Source organism: Actinophytocola xinjiangensis (assembly GCF_001921215.1).
Taxonomy (GTDB): domain Bacteria; phylum Actinomycetota; class Actinomycetes; order Mycobacteriales; family Pseudonocardiaceae; genus Actinophytocola; species Actinophytocola xinjiangensis.
Genome location: NZ_MSIF01000046.1, coordinates 1 through 16,556, shown reverse-complemented (window position 1 = coordinate 16,556; position 16,556 = coordinate 1). Strand labels below are relative to the sequence as shown.

At 72.6% G+C, this 16,556-nt stretch carries 17 protein-coding genes; 12 read left to right on the top strand and 5 right to left on the bottom strand.

Going from position 1 to position 16,556, the window contains the following annotated elements:
- Positions 1-7 precede the first annotated feature (7 nt).
- Positions 8-661 carry an NUDIX hydrolase gene (locus BLA60_RS41070; RefSeq protein ID WP_075138536.1) on the bottom strand — a complete coding sequence of 218 codons (654 nt, stop codon included), beginning with the start codon at positions 659-661 and terminating at the stop codon, positions 8-10.
- A gap of 134 nt (positions 662-795) precedes the next feature.
- Here BLA60_RS41070 and nadA point away from each other — a divergent pair, with 134 nt between their 5' ends.
- The 4 genes from nadA to BLA60_RS41050 are packed head-to-tail and all read left to right on the top strand — an operon-like array spanning position 796 to position 5,606.
- A complete protein-coding gene (gene nadA / locus BLA60_RS41065; RefSeq protein WP_075138519.1) occupies positions 796-1,803 on the top strand; it encodes a quinolinate synthase NadA in 1,008 nt (335 codons plus the stop codon).
- Entirely contained in the window at positions 1,800-3,413 is a 1,614-nt protein-coding gene (locus tag BLA60_RS41060) for an L-aspartate oxidase (RefSeq protein WP_075138518.1), read from the top strand. Before nadA ends, BLA60_RS41060 begins: the two co-directional genes overlap by 4 nt.
- Before the next feature lie 16 nt (positions 3,414-3,429).
- Positions 3,430-4,287, top strand: a complete 858-nt coding sequence (nadC, locus tag BLA60_RS41055; RefSeq protein WP_075138517.1) for a carboxylating nicotinate-nucleotide diphosphorylase — start codon at positions 3,430-3,432, stop codon at positions 4,285-4,287.
- 8 nt (positions 4,288-4,295) lie between these two features.
- Positions 4,296-5,606, top strand: coding sequence for a cytochrome P450 (locus tag BLA60_RS41050; protein ID WP_075138516.1), 1,311 nt, complete (start codon positions 4,296-4,298; stop codon positions 5,604-5,606).
- Here BLA60_RS41050 and BLA60_RS41045 read toward each other — a convergent pair.
- On the bottom strand, positions 5,601-6,392 hold the full coding sequence (locus BLA60_RS41045) for a carbon-nitrogen hydrolase family protein (protein WP_075138515.1): 792 nt from the start codon (positions 6,390-6,392) through the stop codon (positions 5,601-5,603). The two genes, BLA60_RS41050 and BLA60_RS41045, sit on opposite strands and share 6 nt — an antisense overlap.
- Positions 6,393-6,456: 64 nt before the next feature.
- Here BLA60_RS41045 and BLA60_RS41040 point away from each other — a divergent pair, with 64 nt between their 5' ends.
- The gene (locus BLA60_RS41040; protein WP_245812512.1) at positions 6,457-7,998 is read left to right on the top strand and encodes an ABC transporter substrate-binding protein; all 1,542 of its coding nucleotides are present in this window, start codon (positions 6,457-6,459) and stop codon (positions 7,996-7,998) included.
- 22 nt (positions 7,999-8,020) lie between these two features.
- Here BLA60_RS41040 and BLA60_RS41035 read toward each other — a convergent pair whose 3' ends face one another.
- Positions 8,021-9,283, bottom strand: a complete 1,263-nt coding sequence (locus BLA60_RS41035; protein ID WP_075138514.1) for a M14 family metallopeptidase — start codon at positions 9,281-9,283, stop codon at positions 8,021-8,023.
- 187 nt (positions 9,284-9,470) lie between these two features.
- On the opposite strand from BLA60_RS41035, the gene hisD reads away from it, so the two are divergent.
- Genes hisD through BLA60_RS44710 form a run of 4 tightly spaced genes read left to right on the top strand, consistent with a single transcriptional unit; the run spans position 9,471 to position 12,655 of the window.
- A complete protein-coding gene (gene hisD, locus BLA60_RS41030) occupies positions 9,471-10,793 on the top strand; it encodes a histidinol dehydrogenase (RefSeq protein WP_075138513.1) in 1,323 nt (440 codons plus the stop codon).
- Positions 10,790-11,890 (top strand): histidinol-phosphate transaminase, encoded by a 1,101-nt coding sequence (locus BLA60_RS41025; protein ID WP_075138512.1) that lies wholly within the window; start codon positions 10,790-10,792, stop codon positions 11,888-11,890. Before hisD ends, BLA60_RS41025 begins: the two co-directional genes overlap by 4 nt.
- Positions 11,887-12,486: an imidazoleglycerol-phosphate dehydratase HisB gene (hisB, locus tag BLA60_RS41020; RefSeq protein ID WP_075138511.1), complete on the top strand. Its 600-nt coding sequence runs from the start codon at positions 11,887-11,889 to the stop codon at positions 12,484-12,486. Before BLA60_RS41025 ends, hisB begins: the two co-directional genes overlap by 4 nt.
- Before the next feature lie 10 nt (positions 12,487-12,496).
- Positions 12,497-12,655 (top strand): hypothetical protein, encoded by a 159-nt coding sequence (locus BLA60_RS44710; RefSeq protein ID WP_170108441.1) that lies wholly within the window; start codon positions 12,497-12,499, stop codon positions 12,653-12,655.
- Positions 12,656-13,037: 382 nt separating this feature from the next.
- Here BLA60_RS44710 and soxR read toward each other — a convergent pair whose 3' ends face one another.
- Complete coding sequence (soxR, locus tag BLA60_RS41015; protein ID WP_075138510.1) at positions 13,038-13,502, bottom strand: redox-sensitive transcriptional activator SoxR; 465 nt, start codon at positions 13,500-13,502, stop codon at positions 13,038-13,040.
- 94 nt (positions 13,503-13,596) lie between these two features.
- On the opposite strand from soxR, the gene BLA60_RS41010 reads away from it, so the two are divergent.
- The 3 genes from BLA60_RS41010 to BLA60_RS41000 all read left to right on the top strand — a co-directional run bounded on the left by BLA60_RS41010 (position 13,597) and on the right by BLA60_RS41000 (position 15,867).
- Positions 13,597-14,277, top strand: a complete 681-nt coding sequence (locus tag BLA60_RS41010; protein WP_075138509.1) for a thiamine pyrophosphate-dependent enzyme — start codon at positions 13,597-13,599, stop codon at positions 14,275-14,277.
- Positions 14,277-15,185, top strand: a complete 909-nt coding sequence (locus tag BLA60_RS41005) for a transketolase family protein (protein WP_075138508.1) — start codon at positions 14,277-14,279, stop codon at positions 15,183-15,185. The genes BLA60_RS41010 and BLA60_RS41005 overlap by 1 nt, the downstream gene beginning before the upstream one ends.
- A gap of 94 nt (positions 15,186-15,279) precedes the next feature.
- Positions 15,280-15,867 carry a LamG domain-containing protein gene (locus BLA60_RS41000; RefSeq protein ID WP_075138507.1) on the top strand — a complete coding sequence of 196 codons (588 nt, stop codon included), beginning with the start codon at positions 15,280-15,282 and terminating at the stop codon, positions 15,865-15,867.
- A gap of 394 nt (positions 15,868-16,261) precedes the next feature.
- Here BLA60_RS41000 and BLA60_RS44120 read toward each other — a convergent pair.
- Positions 16,262-16,556: hypothetical protein (locus tag BLA60_RS44120; protein WP_211289024.1), on the bottom strand; the 295-nt coding region annotated here is incomplete at its 5' end.

Sequence of the window (16,556 nt, the reverse complement as noted above, 5' to 3'; positions counted from 1 at the left end):
CTCCAACCTACGACGGCCCGCCGGTGCGCGCTTGGTTCGGTGGCCGCAGCACCGCGAACGGGTCGGTCACCGACATGCTGGCCTCGACGAACCGGAACTGCGCTGCCGGGCGTCCGCCGGCCCGGCCGGGGGCGGCGGTCTGGCCGGTGGGTTCGAGCAGGCCCCGGCGGGCCAGGACGCGTTGCAGGTTGGTGGCCGAGACGCGGTAGCCCAGGGCGGCGGAGTAGAGGCCGCGCAGTGCGGAGATGGTGAACTCCGGCGGCGCGAGCGCGAAGCCGATGTTGGTGTAGGACAGCTTGGAGCGCAGCCGGTGCCGGGCTCGCAGCACGATGGAGTCGTGGTCGAACGCGGTGGGCGGCAGGTCGTCGACGGGGTGCCAGCGGGTGTCGGCGGGCAGGCCGGGGTCGACGTCGGAGGGCACCAGGCCGAGGAACGCGGTGGCCACGACCCGTTCACCGGGGACCCGCCGGGGCGCGCTGAACACGGCGAGTTGTTCGACGTGCGACAACTGCCGGACGTCGACCTTCTCGGCGAGTTGGCGCTTGATGGAGGTCTCGACGTCCTCGGTGGCGCCGAGCCGGCCGCCGGGCAGTGACCAGCGGTGCGCGTGCGGTTCCAGTGCGCGTTGCCAGAGCAGGACCTGGAGTGAGTCTGCTCGCACCTGGAGCACCGCGGCGAGAACTTCGTGGGCCGCCGGCAGGGGTGCGGTGGTAGCATCGGCCATGTTTTCGATCCTAAGGCGAAAACCTCGGGATGGGAAATCGGCAACGATTGCCAACGCGAGGGAGTGACGACATGGCCGCTATCGCCGAAGACCTGACGCCCTACGGCGGTGTCGAGGCGGACGCCGCCTGGCGCGACGAGGTACGCCGGCTGGCCAGGCAGCGCGACGCGGTGCTGCTCGCCCACAACTACCAGCTGCCCGAGATCCAGGACATCGCCGACCACACCGGCGACTCGCTCGCGCTGAGCCGGATCGCGGCCGCCAGCGAGGCCTCGACCATCGTGTTCTGCGGCGTGCACTTCATGGCCGAGACCGCCAAGATCCTCAGCCCGCACAAGACGGTGCTGATCCCCGACGCGCGCGCCGGCTGCTCGCTGGCCGACTCCATCGACGCCGACCAGCTGCGCGCCTGGAAGGCCGAGCACCCCGGCGCCGTCGTCGTCTCGTACGTGAACACCACCGCCGAGGTCAAGGCCGAGACCGACATCTGCTGCACCTCGTCCAACGCGGTCGACGTGGTGGCCTCCATCCCGGCCGACCGCGAGGTGCTGTTCCTGCCCGACCAGTTCCTCGGCGCGCACGTGCGCCGCGAGACCGGCCGGGACAACCTGCACGTGTGGGCCGGCGAGTGCCACGTGCACGCCGGCATCAACGGCCCGGAGCTGGCCGCCCGCGCCGCCGCCGAGCCGGACGCCGACCTGTTCGTGCACCCCGAGTGCGGCTGCGCCACCTCGGCGCTGTACCTGGCGGGGGAGGGCGTGGTGCCCGCCGAGCAGGTCAAGATCCTGTCCACCGGCGACATGGTCACCGAGGCCAGGGCCACCCACGCCAAGACCGTCCTGGTCGCCACCGAGGTCGGCATGCTCCACCAGTTACGCCGCGCCGCCCCCGAGGTCGACTTCCGCGCGGTGAACGACCGCGCCTCCTGCCGCTACATGAAGATGATCACCCCGGCGGCGCTGCTGCGGTCGCTGCGCGAGGGCGCCGACGAGGTGCACGTCGACCCGATGGTCGCCGAACGCGCCCGGGGCGCGGTGCGCCGAATGATCGAGATCGGCAAGCCGGGCGGTGGGGAGTGAACCTCGCCTGGGAGGCGCGGGCCGACCTGGTCGTGGTCGGCAGCGGGGTCGCCGGGCTGACCGCCGCGCTGCGCGCCAGGGAACTGGGCCTGCGCGTCCTGGTGGTCACCAAGGACGAGGCCGACGGCGGCAACACCCGCTGGGCCCAGGGCGGGGTGGCCGTCGTCCTCGGCGACACCCCCGACGACTCGCTCGACCGGCACGTCGCCGACACCCTCACCGCCGGCGCCGGCCTGTGCGACGAACCCGCGACGACGGCGATCATCACCGACGGCCCCGAGGCCGTGGCCCGCCTGCGGGCCAGGGGCGCCGTGTTCGACCCGGCCCCCTCCGGCGGGCGGCTGGCGCGGACCCGCGAGGGCGGCCACACGGCCTTCCGTGTCGTGCACGCCGGCGGCGACGCGACCGGCGCGGAGGTCGAGCGCGCGCTGCTGGCCGCCTCCCGCGACGGGCAGGTGCCGATGCTGGAGCGGCACGTCGCCGTCGACACGCTGCGCACCCCGGCCGGTGAGGTCGCCGGCCTGCTGGTGCTCGACGCCGACGGCGTGCCGGGGGTGCTGAGCGCGCCGGCCGTGCTGCTGGCCACCGGCGGCCTCGGCCAGCTGTTCCAGGCCACGTCCAACCCGGCCGTGGCCACCGCCGACGGCGTGGCGATCGCCCTGCGGTCCGGGGCGCCGGTGATGGACCTGGAGTTCGTCCAGTTCCACCCGACCGTGCTCTACACCGGAGCCGGCGCGCGCGGCCGCTGCCCGCTGGTGACCGAGGCGGTCCGCGGCGAGGGCGCGGTGCTGGTCGACTCGCGGGCCGCGCGGGTGATGGCCGGCGTGCACCCGCTCGGCGACCTGGCCCCCCGGGACGTGGTGTCGGCCGCGATCGCCCGCCACGCCGCCGAACTGGGCGAGGACCACGTCTTCCTCGACGCCACCCACCTCGACCGCCCGACCTTCGCCCGCCGCTTCCCCACGGTGCTCGCCGCGTGCCTGGCCGCCGGCGTCGACCCCGTCGTCTCGCCCATCCCGGTGTCGCCGGCCGCCCACTTCGCCTGCGGCGGCGTGGTGTCGACGGTCGAGGGCCGCACCCCGGTCGTCGGGCTCTACGCCGCCGGCGAGGTGGCCCGCACCGGCCTGCACGGCGCCAACCGGCTGGCGTCCAACAGCCTGCTGGAGGGTCTGGTCGTCGGCACCCGCGCCGCCGAGGCCGTGGCCGCCGACCTGGCCGTCGGCCGGCTCACCGAACGCCGGCTGGCCGCCTGCGGCCCGGCGCCGACCCTCCCGGCCGCCGACCGGGACACCCTGCAACGCGTGATGAGCCGCTACGCGGCCATCGGCCGTGACGCCGAGGGGCTGGCGGTCGTCGCCTCGGTCCTCGACGTGTCCGCCGTGGACCGTCCACTCACGACCCGCGAACGGGTCGAGGACGCCGCGCTCACCCTGACCGCGCGGGCGCTGCTGGCCGCCGCGGCCGCCAGGACCGAGTCCCGGGGCTGCCACGTGCGTACCGACCACCCCGGGTCGGACCCGGCGTTGGCCCACGGCCTGACCGTGCGCCTGACCCCGTCCGGCCAGCCCATGCTCGACAGCCACGCCCTGCTCGCCCGGGGCGCGGCCTGATCACCGGAGGTTCCGCATGACCGGCCTCGACCCCGAGGACCTGCGCCGCGTGGTGGCGACCGCGCTGGCCGAGGACCTGCGTTACGGCCAGGACGCGACCACCGCCGCGACCGTGCCCGCCGACGCGGTCGCCGTCGCCGAGCTGACCCCGCGCGCCCCCGGCACCGTCGCCGGGATCCCGGCCGCGTTGGCGGTGTTCGAGTCGGTGCTCGGTGACGTCGAGGTCCTCGACCGGGTCGACGACGGCGCCCGGGTGCCGGCTGGCACACCGGTCCTGGTGGTCCGGGGCCCGGTCGGCGGCCTGCTGACCGCCGAGCGCACCGCGCTGAACCTGCTCTGTCACCTGTCCGGCGTGGCCACCGCGACCGCCGCCTGGGTGGACGCGGTCGCCGGCACCGGCGCGGTGATCCGTGACTCCCGCAAGACCCTGCCCGGTCTGCGCCTGCTGGAGAAGTACGCGGTGCGGTGCGGCGGCGGTGAGAACCACCGGCTGGGGCTCGGCGATGCCGTGCTGATCAAGGACAACCACGTGCTGGCCGCCGGTTCGGTGACCGCCGCGCTGGCCGCCGCCAGGGCGCACGCGCCGACGCTGCCGTGCGAGGTCGAGGTCGACACCCTCGACCAGCTCGACGAGGCCCTCGCCGCCGGCGCGGAACTGGTGCTGTTGGACAACTTCACCGTCGAGCGGTGCGTCGAGGCCGTGCGCCGCGTGAGCGGCACGGCCACCCGCCTGGAGGTCAGCGGCGGCCTGACCCTGGTCGACGCGCGCCGCTACGCCGAGACCGGCGTGCACTACCTGGCCGTCGGCGCGCTCACCCACTCGGCGCCAGCCCTGGACCTCGGCATGGATCTGCGGACCCCTGATCGCGTATAACCGGTGGTATGGCGACGACCGGGGCGATGGTGCCCACCCTGCCTCCCGGCTCGCGGCTCCCGGCGATCGTGCAGACGATCATGTACGTGGTGGCCCGCCGGCAGCTGGTGCTGCGGCTGCACCGCCGCCACGGCGACATGTTCAGCACCCGGGTCGCCGGCAACCGGGTCGTGGTCACGCTGTGCAACCCGGAGCACATCCGGGAGGTCTTCGCCGGTTCGCCGTCGGTGTTCCACGCCGGCAAGGGCAACCAGATGCTCGAACCGATCATGGGCGAGCACTCGATCCTCATCGCCGACGGTGACGAGCACCTGCGGGCCCGCAAGCTGCTGATGCCCGCGTTCAACGGTGCGGCCCTGCGCGGCTACGGCGACCTGATGACGTCACTGGCCGTCGAGAACGTCGAGTCCTGGCCCGTCGGTCACCCGTTCGAGGTGCACCCCAGGATGAACGCCGTCACGCTGGAGATCATCCTGCGGGTGGTGTTCGGGCTCGGCGAGGGCGCGCGGCTGTCCGAACTGCGCCCGCGCCTGCGCCAGGTCTCCGACATCGGCCCGTTGACCATCCTCGGCTGGAGCTACCGCCGGCTGGCCGACGTGGGGCCGTGGCGGCGCAGCCGGGACAACCTCCACGAGGTGAACCGCCTGCTCCAGGCCGAGATCACCGACCGCCGCGCCGCCGGCGACCTGGCCGACCGCGCCGACGTGCTGTCCCGCCTGCTGGCCGCGGGCGGCGGCGAGCTGACCGACGCCGAGGTCCGCGACCAGATGATCACCCTGCTGCTGGCCGGCCACGAGACCACGGCGACCGCCCTGGCCTGGTCCTTCCACGAGCTGGCCCGCCGCCCGGACGTGCAGCGCCGGGCCCGCCAGGCCGCCGACGACGGCGACGACGAGTACCTGAAGGCGGTCGCCAAGGAGGCGATGCGTCGCCGCCCGGTGATCCAGAACGTGGCCCGCATGCTCATGGAGTCGACCGAGATCGGCGGCTACCTGCTCCCCGCCGGGACGGTCGTCGCACCGTCGATCTCGTTGGTGCACAGGGATCCCACGTGGTACGAGCGGCCGGTCGAGTTCCGCCCGGAGCGGTTCGTCGGCCGCTCGCCGGAGGCCGGCACGTGGATCCCGTTCGGCGGCGGGACGCGCCGCTGCCTGGGCGCCGGGTTCTCCCTGCAGGAAGCGGCGGCGGTGCTGCGCGCCGCGCTGACCCGCTACGACCTGCGGCCGGCGCAGCCGAAACCGGAGCGGCGCAAGACCCGCAACATCACGCTGGTGCCCGCCGACGGCGCGCGGATCGTCGCGACGCCGCGCCGCTCATAGCCGCCGGTTGGCCAGCACCGGGATGGCCGCCCGGGTGGTGCCGACCAGCTCCAGGTCCAGGTCGGTGACCAGCAGGTCGTCGGCCGCGCCCAACTGCGCGGTGACCGCGCCGGAGGGCCCGGCGACCATGCTGTACCCGATCCCCGACGGTGCCGTCGCGTGCGGCGCGAGCCCGGACTCGGTCGGGTCGGCCTGCCCACAGGCCGCCACCCAGCACGTGGAGTCCAGCGCGCGGGCGCGAACCAGCAGTTCCCACTGCTCGCGTTTGCCCGGCCCGGCGCCCCACGCGGCGCCGAGCAGCACGGCGCTCGCGCCCCGGTCGGCCAGGCCGGTGAACACGCCGGGGAAACGGATGTCGTAGCAGGTCGCGAGGCCGAAGGTGACGTCGTCGACGGTGACCGTGACGAGGTCGGAACCGGGCGCGACGGTGCGTGACTCGGTGAAGCCGAACGCGTCGAACAGGTGGACCTTGTCGTAGCCGACGTGCTGGCCGAACCCGGTGGCCAGCAGCGTGTTGAACACCCGCCCGTCGTCGGCCGGCGTGAACATCCCGGCGACGACCAACACCCCGTGTTCCTCGGCGATCGCGGCGACGGCCGTGGCCCACGGCCCGTCGAGCGGCTCGGCGACCGGGGCGAGCGGAGTGCCGAAACGGGCCATCGTCGCCTCGGGCAGCACGACCACGCTGGCCCCGGCGTCGGCGGCGGCGGTGACCGAGCGGCGCACGAGCGTGAGGTTGTCGGCGGGCGAGCCGGTTGACGTGATCTGGCTCAACGCGACCCGCATGGCGCCTCCCGAAGTGACCAATCCACCGACATCAGGATAGGGGCCCAGACTAGGGTCGGGGCCCGTGCCCACCTTGTCCCCGCGCCGCGTCGTCGTGGCGCTGCTGGCGGTCGTGTCGTTGGCCGCCGGTTGCACCGGCGACCCGGCACCTCCGGCGTCCGGTGATCCGGACGGCACCTCGCTGGTGATCGCGGTCGCCGAGGAGCCGGCCGAGCTGAACCCGCTGTCCGGCTACGGCGCGAACGGCGCCGCGAAGATCTTCGACGGCCTGGTGGAGCACGACGTCGACCTGACCCTGCGTCCCGCGTTGGCCGCCGACCTACCGGAACCGGCGGCCGACGGTCGCACGTGGACCGTCCGGTTGCGAGCCGGCGTGACGTTCTCGGACGGAAGCCCGCTGGACGCCCAGGACGTGGTCGCCACGTACCAGGCGCTGCTGGACCCGGCGAACCGTTCCCCGATGCGCCAACGGTTCTCGATGCTGCGGCAGGTGGTGGCGCAGAGTCCGTCGGTGGTGCGCTTCGAGTTGACGGCGCCGTACGCCCCGTTCCCGGACCTGCTGGTGTTCGGCATCATGTCGAGCGAGTCGCTCGCCGCGACGAGCCCCCCGATCGGCACCGGCCCGTACAGGGTGGACGACTGGCAGCGCGGCACCCGCCTGGTCCTGGCGGCCAACGACGACTACTGGGCCGGTGCCCCGGCGATCAAGAAGGTCACCGTCGAGTTCCTCCCCGACGACGAGGCGAGGGCGACGAGGCTTCGTGAGGGAAAGCTGGACGGTGCCGCGCTCCCGCCGGCCCTGGCCCAGGAGTTCGACGGGACGGACGGCCTGCGCGTCGTCTCCCACAGCTCCGCCGACGTACGCGCCGTCGTACTCCCGTCGGACGGCCCGGTGACCGGTGACCCCGCCGTGCGCCTGGCCCTCAACCACGCCATGAACCGCCGCACGGTCGTCGACGACGTGCTGGCCGGGCAGGGGCAGGTCGCCCACACCCCGATGCCCGCGGTCCTCGCCGAGTACGTGGAGCCCGGGGCGGTTTTCGAGTACAACATCACCCACGCCCTGGACCAGTTGGAGTCGCGAGGCTGGGTCACCGGTGCCGACGGCATCCGCAGCAGGAACGGTCAACCGGCGAAGTTCACCCTGAGCTACTTAGCGGGCGACACGGTGTCCGAGGACCTGGCGAAGTCCTTCGCCACCAGCGCCCGCTCTATCGGCATCCAGGTGGACCTGCTTCCCGCCGCTCGGGAGTCCCTCACCGGCTCCTCCCTGGTCGCCTTCGGCGACCCGTTCGATCCCGACCTGGCCCTCCACCCCCACCTGAGCACGACGAGCGACGCCGCCCTTGGCGCCTACCAGAACGCCACGGTCGACGACGCCCTGAACACCGGGCGCACCGCGACCGACCCGGCCCAACGCGCCACCGCCTACCGCCGCCTCCAACGCGCGTACATCACGTCCCCGGGCATGGTCGTCATCGCCGCCCCCCACCACACCTACGTCATCCGGGAATCGTGGGACGGCTACGAACCCGTGGTGGACTCGCCCACCGTCGACGCCACCTGGGGGGCCTGGTGGAACCTGGAAACCTGGACCCCCCAGTAGGCGCGCGAACCGGGACGGCCGATCACCCGGCGTGGGTCAACAGAACGTCCACGGCGGAGTCGTTCCGGGTGGTCTGCTCGACGATGTCCTCGTCGGGCGGGTAGAACCCGTCCAGCCCACCACCTGAGGGATACATCTCGAAACAGAAGCTCAGGATCTTGTGCTCCCCCCACATCCAGTCGTTGATGTCCCCGTCGGTGATGTACAACCCACTGGCCTGGTCAGGCGTGTACCCGTTGGCGTCAGCCATCTCGGTCCCCACGGAGGAGAACCGGTCGTACTCCTCCTGGGTCATTCCCTCGGTCACCGTGTCGTAGGTGTGCCCGAACGGCCACAACACCAACTCCGAGAACGAGTGGAAGTCGATGTGCGCGGTGATCTGCTGCTCCCCGTCGATCACCCGGGAGGAAACCCACTCCTGCGCCGAGGCGACCTCCGGCGCGGACCCGGCCGACGGCCCCCGGTAGGTCTCGGCCGACGGTGAGTCACTGGCCCCACCGCAACATCCCCACTTGTACGAGAAGTTCCGGTTGATGTCGGTCCCCACGGACCCGTCGGAGTTGGGCTGCCGATTCTTCCGCCACCCCTGGTACTCGCCTCCGGAGATGTCGAACTCGGCCCCGTCGGGGTTCAACGACGGCACCACCCAGATCTCCCGCCCGTCCACGAAACCGGTGACCGTCTCGTCGGTCCCGTACCCGTCGGTGAACCGGTTGACGATCCGCAGGCACATCTCCAGCGTCAGATGCTCCCGGGCGTGCATGTTGCACGTGAACACCACCTCGGGCTCGTCCTCGTCGACCCCCACGTTGTCGCTGATCTTCACCAGCGGCAGGTCCCGCCCTTCGAACGAACTGCCGATGCTGGACACCGACGTGATGTCCGCGTGGTCGCCCGCCGCCGCCCGCACTTCGGCGACCATCTCGTCGTAGGTGTGGTAGCCCTCGTCGCCGGCGGGGAAGTCGTCGGCCGCGGCGGGCCCGTTGCTCTGCGCGGCCAGCGCCGCGTCGAAGTCGCCGGTCAGCCGGGGCGCGTAGCCGGCGTCGCGCAGGGTCCTGGCCTGGGCGGGGCTGGCGACGACCTCCATGGTCCCGTCCCGCACGCCGAGCACGTCGACGCCGGTGCGCGCGACCTCGGTCCTGGCCTGCGCGTCGTCGGCTCCGGTCACCTGATAGATCCCACGATCGGGTGGTGGCGTGTTCTCCTGGGCGGTGGCCGACCATCCGGTGGCCAGCACCAACGCGGCCGCGGCAACCGTGGCCAGCGCACGACGTGTGCTCGACATGTGTGTGTTCCTCCCCGACGAGGCCAGTGCGTGGCCGAGCCTGGCGCTCCCGTCCGGTCGTGACAACCCGTCAATGGTCGGGCACGTACCGCACACGGCTGATCACCGACGAAGGTACTGGGCCGACCGGCTGACGGCCCGACGGCTTACTCTGGACACCCCGGGCAGAACGATCCAGAGGAAGCCGATGCTCACCCGTACTGACCTGCGCGGTCGTGTCCCGTCCCCGGCCAAGCTGCGTGCGCTGCTGCCACGCGCCGAGGTCGATGTGGACGCGGTCCTGCACCGGGTGCGTCCGATCGTCGAGGACGTCCGCGACCGGGGGGTCCTGGCCGCCTTGGACTACACGGAGCGTTTCGACAACGTCCGGCCGTCATCCGTTCGAGTGCCCGAATCGGCTCTGAAAGAGGCGCTCGACGACCTTGACCCGGACGTCCGGGACGCGCTTGAGGAGTCCGTCAGGAGGGCGCGGGCCGTCCACGACGACCAGCGGCGCACCGACACCACCACCCAGGTCGTGCCGGGCGGCGTGGTGACCGAGCGGTGGGTCCCGGTCCGGCGCGTGGGCCTCTACGCCCCGGGCGGCCTCGCGGTCTACCCGTCGAGCGTGGTCATGAACGTCGTCCCGGCGCAGGCCGCCGGGGTCGAGTCGCTGGTCGTGTGCTCGCCGCCGCAGGCCGACTTCGGCGGCCGGCCGCACCCGACGATCCTGGCCGCCGCCGCGCTGCTCGGGGTCACCGAGGTGTGGGGCGTCGGCGGCGCCCAGGCCGTCGCGCTGCTCGCCCACGGCGGCACCGACACCGACGGCACCGACCTCGAACCGGTCGACATGGTCACCGGCCCGGGCAACGTCTACCTGACCGCCGCCAAACGCCTGCTGCGCGGCCTGATCGGCATCGACTCCGAGGCCGGCCCGACCGAGATCGCGGTCCTGGCCGACGCCACCGCCGACCCGGTGCACGTGGCCGCCGACCTGATCAGCCAGGCCGAGCACGACACGCTCGCCGCGAGTGTGCTGGTCACCGACTCCGAGGACCTCGCCGACCGGGTCGACGCCGAACTCGCCCGGCAGGTCGAGCGCACCCGGCACCGCGAGCGGATCACCACCGCCCTGCGCGGCCGGCAGTCCGGCTGCGTCCTGGTGTCCACCGTGGACGATGGACTGTCCGTCGTGGACGCCTACGCCGCCGAGCACCTGGAGGTGCAGACCGAGGACGCGGCCGGTGTGGCCGCCAGGGTCCGCGCCGCCGGCGCGATCTTCGTCGGCCCGCACAGCCCGGTCTCGCTCGGCGACTACTGCGCCGGCTCCAACCACGTCCTGCCGACCGGCGGCTGCGCACGACACTCGTCGGGCCTGTCGGTGCAGACGTTCCTGCGCGGCATCCACGTGATCGACTACTCCCGCGAGGCCCTGGCGGCCGTCGCGCCGAGGGTGGTCGCGCTGGCCGACGCCGAGGACCTGCCGGCCCACGGCCAGGCGGTCACCGCCCGGTTCGGGAGCGCCGGGTGACCATCGGCGAGAGCATCGGGCTCGACGACCTGCCGCTGCGCGCCGACCTGCGCGGCGCCAGCCCCTACGGCGCGCCGCAGCTGGACGTGCCCGTTCGGCTCAACACCAACGAGAACCCCTACCCGCCGCCGCCCGCGCTGGTCGCCGACGTGACCGAGGCGGTGACCGGCGCCGCCGCCGAACTGCACCGCTACCCCGACCGCGACGCCATCGCCCTGCGCGCCGACCTCGCCAGCTACCTGACCTCGGCGACCGGTGTGCCGCTGGGCGTGCCGAACCTGTGGGCGGCCAACGGGTCCAACGAGGTGCTGCAACAGATCCTGCAGGCGTTCGGCGGTCCCGGCCGAACGGCGCTGGGGTTCGAGCCGTCGTACTCGATGCACCCGATCATCGCCGCCGGCACCCGCACCGAGTGGGCGCCGACGCCGCGCCGGCCGGACTTCACCCTGGACACCGCCCGCGCCGCCGACATCCTCGCGCGGCGCCGGCCGGACGTCGCGTTCGTGACCAGCCCGAACAACCCGACCGGCGGTTCGCTGCCACTGGCCGAGCTGCGTGAGCTGATCGCCGCCGCCCCCGGCCTGGTCGTGGTCGACGAGGCGTACGCGGAGTTCTCGTCGCGGCCCAGCGCGGTGGGTCTGATCGGCGAGTTCCCGGCCAGGCTGATCGTGTCCCGGACGATGAGCAAGGCGTTCGCGTTCGCCGGTGGCCGGCTGGGGTACCTGGCCGCGGCGCCGGCCGTGGTGGACGCGTTGCAGCTGGTGCGCCTGCCCTACCACCTGTCCACGCTCACCCAGGCCGCCGCGCGGGCCGCCCTGCGCCACGCCGAGGAAACCCTCCACTCGGTACACGTCCTCTCGTCCGAACGGGACAGGGTGATGGAATCGTTGCGCGGACTGGGTTTCGACGTGGTCCACAGTGACGCCAACTTCGTCCTCTTCGGACGCTTCACCGACGCCCGGACGACCTGGCAGTCCTATCTGGACCACGGGGTACTGATCCGCGACGTCGGCATCCCCGCGCATCTGCGGGTTACCATCGGCACCCCGGCCGAGAACGACGCGTTCCTGGCCGCCAGTGAGGAGATCGTCAGGTGAACCGGATCGGCAGGGTCGAGCGGACCACGAAGGAGTCGTCGGTCGCCGTCGAGATCGACCTCGACGGCGCGGGCAAGGTCGACGTGTCGACCGGTGTGCCGTTCTACGACCACATGCTCACGGCGTTCGGCGTGCACGGCGCGTTCGACCTGTCGGTCCGCGCCACCGGCGACGTGGAGATCGACGCCCACCACACGGTCGAGGACGTGGCCATCGTGCTCGGCGAGGCGATCGGCTCGGCCCTGGGCGACAAACACGGCATCCGCCGCTTCGGCGACGCCTGGATCCCGATGGACGAAACCCTGGCCCACGCGGCGGTGGACGTCTCCGGCCGCCCCTACTGCGTCCACACGGGAGAACCGGAGGTGATGACCGGTTTCGTCGTCGGCGGCAACTACCCGACGGTCCTGAACCGCCACGTCTTCGAGTCCCTGGCGTTCCACGCCAGGATCGCCGTGCACCTGCGCGTCGTCCACGGCCGCGACCCCCACCACATCACCGAGGCGCAGTACAAGGCGCTGGCCCGCGCGTTACGCGCCGCCGCCGAGCCCGACCCCCGCCTCACCGGCGTCCCCAGCACGAAGGGCGTGCTCTAGGCTGCGGGTCGTGTCGAAGGAAGTTGTGGTCATCGGCCTGCTGGCGCTCGCCGGTTTCCTGCTGGGTGGCGTCTACTCGACCTACCGCACCGCCAAGGCCCTGGCCGTCGCCCTGGGCCTGGCCGCGGCGATCGCCGTGGCCGGCGCCATCCTGTGGATGGTCGGTTGACAACGCGCGGTTCCCGACGCGACCACCGGCCACCGACCAGCTCCTGACCCCGCACCCGCCTGGACGTCGGAAAACGTCGAGCCCCCCACCGCGCCGACCACCTCAGCCCGCGCGAACCGTCCCTTCCGCACGCCCCCAGCCGGGAGGGGACCCCCGGTTTCAACGTTACCGCGCGACACCGACAGTTCCTGACGGTCGCCCTGGATGCACCTCCCCCGCACGCCGACAACCCCCACTCCGCGCGCGAACGGCCCCTTCACGCACCCCAGGCCGGGAGGGGCCCCCCGGTTTCAACACTACCGCGCGGCACCGACAGTTCTCGGCCCGTCGTTCGACCTGTCCACAGGCCGGGCCGGATGATGCCGGGCCTGAGGATGCCGGCTCAGACGATGCCGCCCTCGGTGGAGGCGCGGAGGCGGGGAGCGCCCGGGCCCATCGCCGCCAGGACGTCGTCCTTGTTCATCAGGTGGCAGGACTTCAGGGACAGGCAGCCGCAGCCGATGCAGGCGGTGAGGCGGTCGCGCAGGCGTTGCATCGCGTCGATTCTCGCGTCGAGTTCGCGGCGCCAGACGTTGGACAGGCGGGACCAGTCGGCCTTGGTGGGGGTGCGGCCCTCGGGCAGGGTGCTCAGCGCGTCGCGGATCTCCTCCAAAGAGAGGCCGACGCGTTGCGCCGTGCGGATGAACGCCAGCCGGCGCAGGACGGCTCGGGCGTATTTCCGCTGGTTGCCGACGGTTCGTTCGGACGCGATCAGGCCGCGTTCCTCGTAGAAGCGGAGCGCCGTGTGGGGAACGCCACTTCGCCTGGCCACGTCACCGATCGTCAGCATGTCCGGCAGTTTCGGCACGTCACCGACCCTACCGAAAACCTGGACAAAGGTGGAGGAGTTGCTCCAACGACTTCTTGACCTCCAGTGGAGTCGAGGTTGCACGCTCGGTGACATGACACGAACGACACACGACCTCGCCGCTCTGTTCGAGCGCATGACCGGCGACGAGAAGCACACCTGGGCCGCCGCGTCCACTGTGGACGTCCTGTGGGTGCTCTACGACCGCGTCCTGAACATCAGCCCCGACAACGTCGACGACCCGGACCGCGACCGGTTCCTGCTGTCCAAGGGGCACGGCCCGATGGCCTACTACGCCGTTCTGGCCGCCAAGGGTTTCCTCGACCCGGACCTGCTCGACACGTGGACCACGTTCGACTCGCCGCTGGGCCAGCACCCCGACCGCGTGCTCGTCCCCGGCGTGGAGATCGGCGCCGGCTCGCTCGGGCACGGCCTCGGTCTCGGGGTCGGCACCGCGCTCGGCCTGCGCGCGCAGCGTCGCGAGAGCCGCGTCGTCGTGCTGGTCGGCGACGGTGAGCTCGACGAGGGCAGCAACCACGAGGCCATCGCGCTGGCCGGGCGGCTCGGGCTGGAGCGGCTGACGGTCGTCGCGATCGACAACGGTTCGGCGAGCCACGGCTGGCCGGGCGGTATCGCCCGGCGGTTCGAGGTCGAGGGCTGGCACAGCGCGACCGTCGACGGCCGCGACCACGACGCACTGCACCGGGCGTTCACCGCCCACCACCCAGGCCGCCCGTCCGTCGTGGTGGCCACGATCCACGCCGAGGAGCTGTGATGACCACCCAGCAGACCGACAAGATCATGCGCACGGTGTTCGTCGACACCGTGTCCGCCGCCCTCGACGAGGATCCCCGGATCGCCGTCGTCACCGCCGACATCTCCGCCGGCGCGTTCGCCCCGGCGCGCGAGCGGCACCCGGACCGGGTGATCAACGTCGGGATCCGCGAGCAGGCGATGATCGGTGTCGCCGGCGGTCTCGCGCTCACCGGGCTGCGGCCGGTGGTGCACAGCTACACGCCGTTCCTCGTCGAGCGGCCGTTCGAGCAGCTCAAGCTGGACCTCGGGCACCAGGACGTCGGCGCGGTGCTCGCCAGCATCGGCGGTTCCTACGACGACCCGGTGTGGGGGCGCACCCACCAGGCGCCCGGTGACGTGGCGCTGCTGGACACCCTGCCCGGCTGGACCGTGCACGTCCCTGGGCACCCGGACGAGGTCGAGCCGCTGCTGCGCGCGGCGCTCGCCGGCTCCGGCCGGGTCTACCTTCGACTGTCCGCGAGGGAGAACGGCTCGGCGTTGCCCACCGGGGAGTTCACCTTGGTGCGCAAGGGAAGCCGGGGCGTGGTGCTGGCGGTCGGTCCGATGCTGGACGGGGTGCTGGCCGCGACGGCCGGGCTGGACGTCTCGGTGCTGTACGCGAGCACGGTGCGGCCGTTCGACCACGCCGGGCTGCGGGCGGCGGTGGCCGGCGCCACGCCGGAGGTCGTGCTGGTGGAGCCGTATCTGGCGGGGACCTCGGCGCACCAGGTGTCCGAGACGCTCGCCGACGTTCCGCACCGGCTGCGGTCGTTGGGGGTGAGCCGGGACAGGGAGGTGCGCGCGTACGGCACGGCCACCGACCACGACGCGGTACACGGCCTGGACCCGGCGGGTCTCGCGGTGGCCATCCGCGACTTCTTCCACTGAGCCATCCGACCATTTGTTGGTCTAGACCCTTCCGACGGCTTCCGGTTTGTCGTACCGTGGTCGAACGACCACGGATAGTGTTCAGGGGTGTGCGATGAGCCGAGTCGGGGCGGTCCTCACGGCGCTGGCGGCACTGATGTTGACTGCGCCGGTGGCTGCGGCGGAGGTGGAGCCTGGCGGGTGGGAGTCGTACTCGCCGGGGTTCAACGTGCAGGAACGTGGGTGCGGCCAGGTCGACGACCTGACCTTCCGGCTGACCTGCACGACGGCCAGCGGTGACCAGCGCGCTGAACGCCGTTACGTCACCTACACGGGTGGGTCACGGCAGTTCGAGGGCTACTTCCGGATCACCGACCTGCCCGGCTCGCGGATCAGTCTGAAGCAGACGTTCAACGAGGCCACCGGGCCGTTCTTCATGCTCGCGGTGGAACGCGGCGGCCGGCTGTACGCGGTCCACGGCGGCGACACCATTGCCACCGGCGCCACGATCGGGACCACCGTACGGGTGAACACCGTCCATGACGTAGGCGGTACACATCGGACCTATATCAACGGTTCGCTGCGCCACACGGTGGCTGGCCCGAGTGGTCCGTACTACGACAAGTTCGGCGCGTACCGCACCAACAGTGGCGCCGGCACCGTGACGGTGGAGTGGAGCGGCATCCGTTTCTGGCGCAAGTAGATGCGGTTCGCCGCTCTCGGAGTGGTTCTGGCCCTGACAGCCTGCGCCGCCCCGTCGCCGCCACCCGACCTGACCGCCGAGCTCACCAGCCCCACCGACATCACCCTCACCTGGCCCGCCGTGGGCCAGGACACGGCGGCGACCGTGGTCGAGTTCGCCACCGCTCCCGCCGGCCCGTACACGATCCTCGAGTTCCTGCCGCCGGACCGAACCACGTTCCACCACCGGGACCTGATCCCGGAAACCACGTTCTACTACCGCCGCCGCCCGATCACCGGCCCGACCACCGAACCGATCGGCGTCGACCTCACCACCCAGGGCCCGCCCAGGATGGGGAGCGAGCACAGGGTCGAACCGGGTTCGGTGCGGTGGCGGGTGCGGGGTGGGGACGGAGTCATTTCAGGTTCACCGCCACCGCCACCGCAGCCGCCGCCGCTGTCGCCACCGCCGCCACCGCCACCGCTGTCGCTGTCGCCACCGCCGCCACCGCAGCCGCCGCCGCTGTCGCCACCGCCGCCACCGCCACCGCTGTCGCTGTCGCCACCGCCGCCACCGCCGCCGCCGCCGCTGTCGCCACCGCCGCCACCGCCACCGCTGTCGCTGTCGCCACCGCCGCCACCGCCGCCGCCGCCGCTGTCGCCACCGCCGCCACCGCCACCGCTGTCGCTGTCGCCACCGCCGCCACCGCA

Bases quoted from the DNA above. Each gene is read 5' to 3' on its own strand.
- nadA (WP_075138519.1), top strand. From the start codon at position 796: ATGGCCGCTATCGCCGAAGACCTGACGCCCTACGGCGGTGTCGAGGCG.
- nadC (WP_075138517.1), top strand. From the start codon at position 3,430: ATGACCGGCCTCGACCCCGAGGACCTGCGCCGCGTGGTGGCGACCGCG.
- BLA60_RS41050 (WP_075138516.1), top strand. From the start codon at position 4,296: ATGGCGACGACCGGGGCGATGGTGCCCACCCTGCCTCCCGGCTCGCGG.
- BLA60_RS41045 (WP_075138515.1), bottom strand. From the start codon at position 6,392: ATGCGGGTCGCGTTGAGCCAGATCACGTCAACCGGCTCGCCCGCCGAC.
- BLA60_RS41035 (WP_075138514.1), bottom strand. From the start codon at position 9,283: ATGTCGAGCACACGTCGTGCGCTGGCCACGGTTGCCGCGGCCGCGTTG.
- hisD (WP_075138513.1), top strand. From the start codon at position 9,471: ATGCTCACCCGTACTGACCTGCGCGGTCGTGTCCCGTCCCCGGCCAAG.
- BLA60_RS41010 (WP_075138509.1), top strand. From the start codon at position 13,597: ATGACACGAACGACACACGACCTCGCCGCTCTGTTCGAGCGCATGACC.
- BLA60_RS41005 (WP_075138508.1), top strand. From the start codon at position 14,277: ATGACCACCCAGCAGACCGACAAGATCATGCGCACGGTGTTCGTCGAC.
- BLA60_RS41000 (WP_075138507.1), top strand. From the start codon at position 15,280: ATGAGCCGAGTCGGGGCGGTCCTCACGGCGCTGGCGGCACTGATGTTG.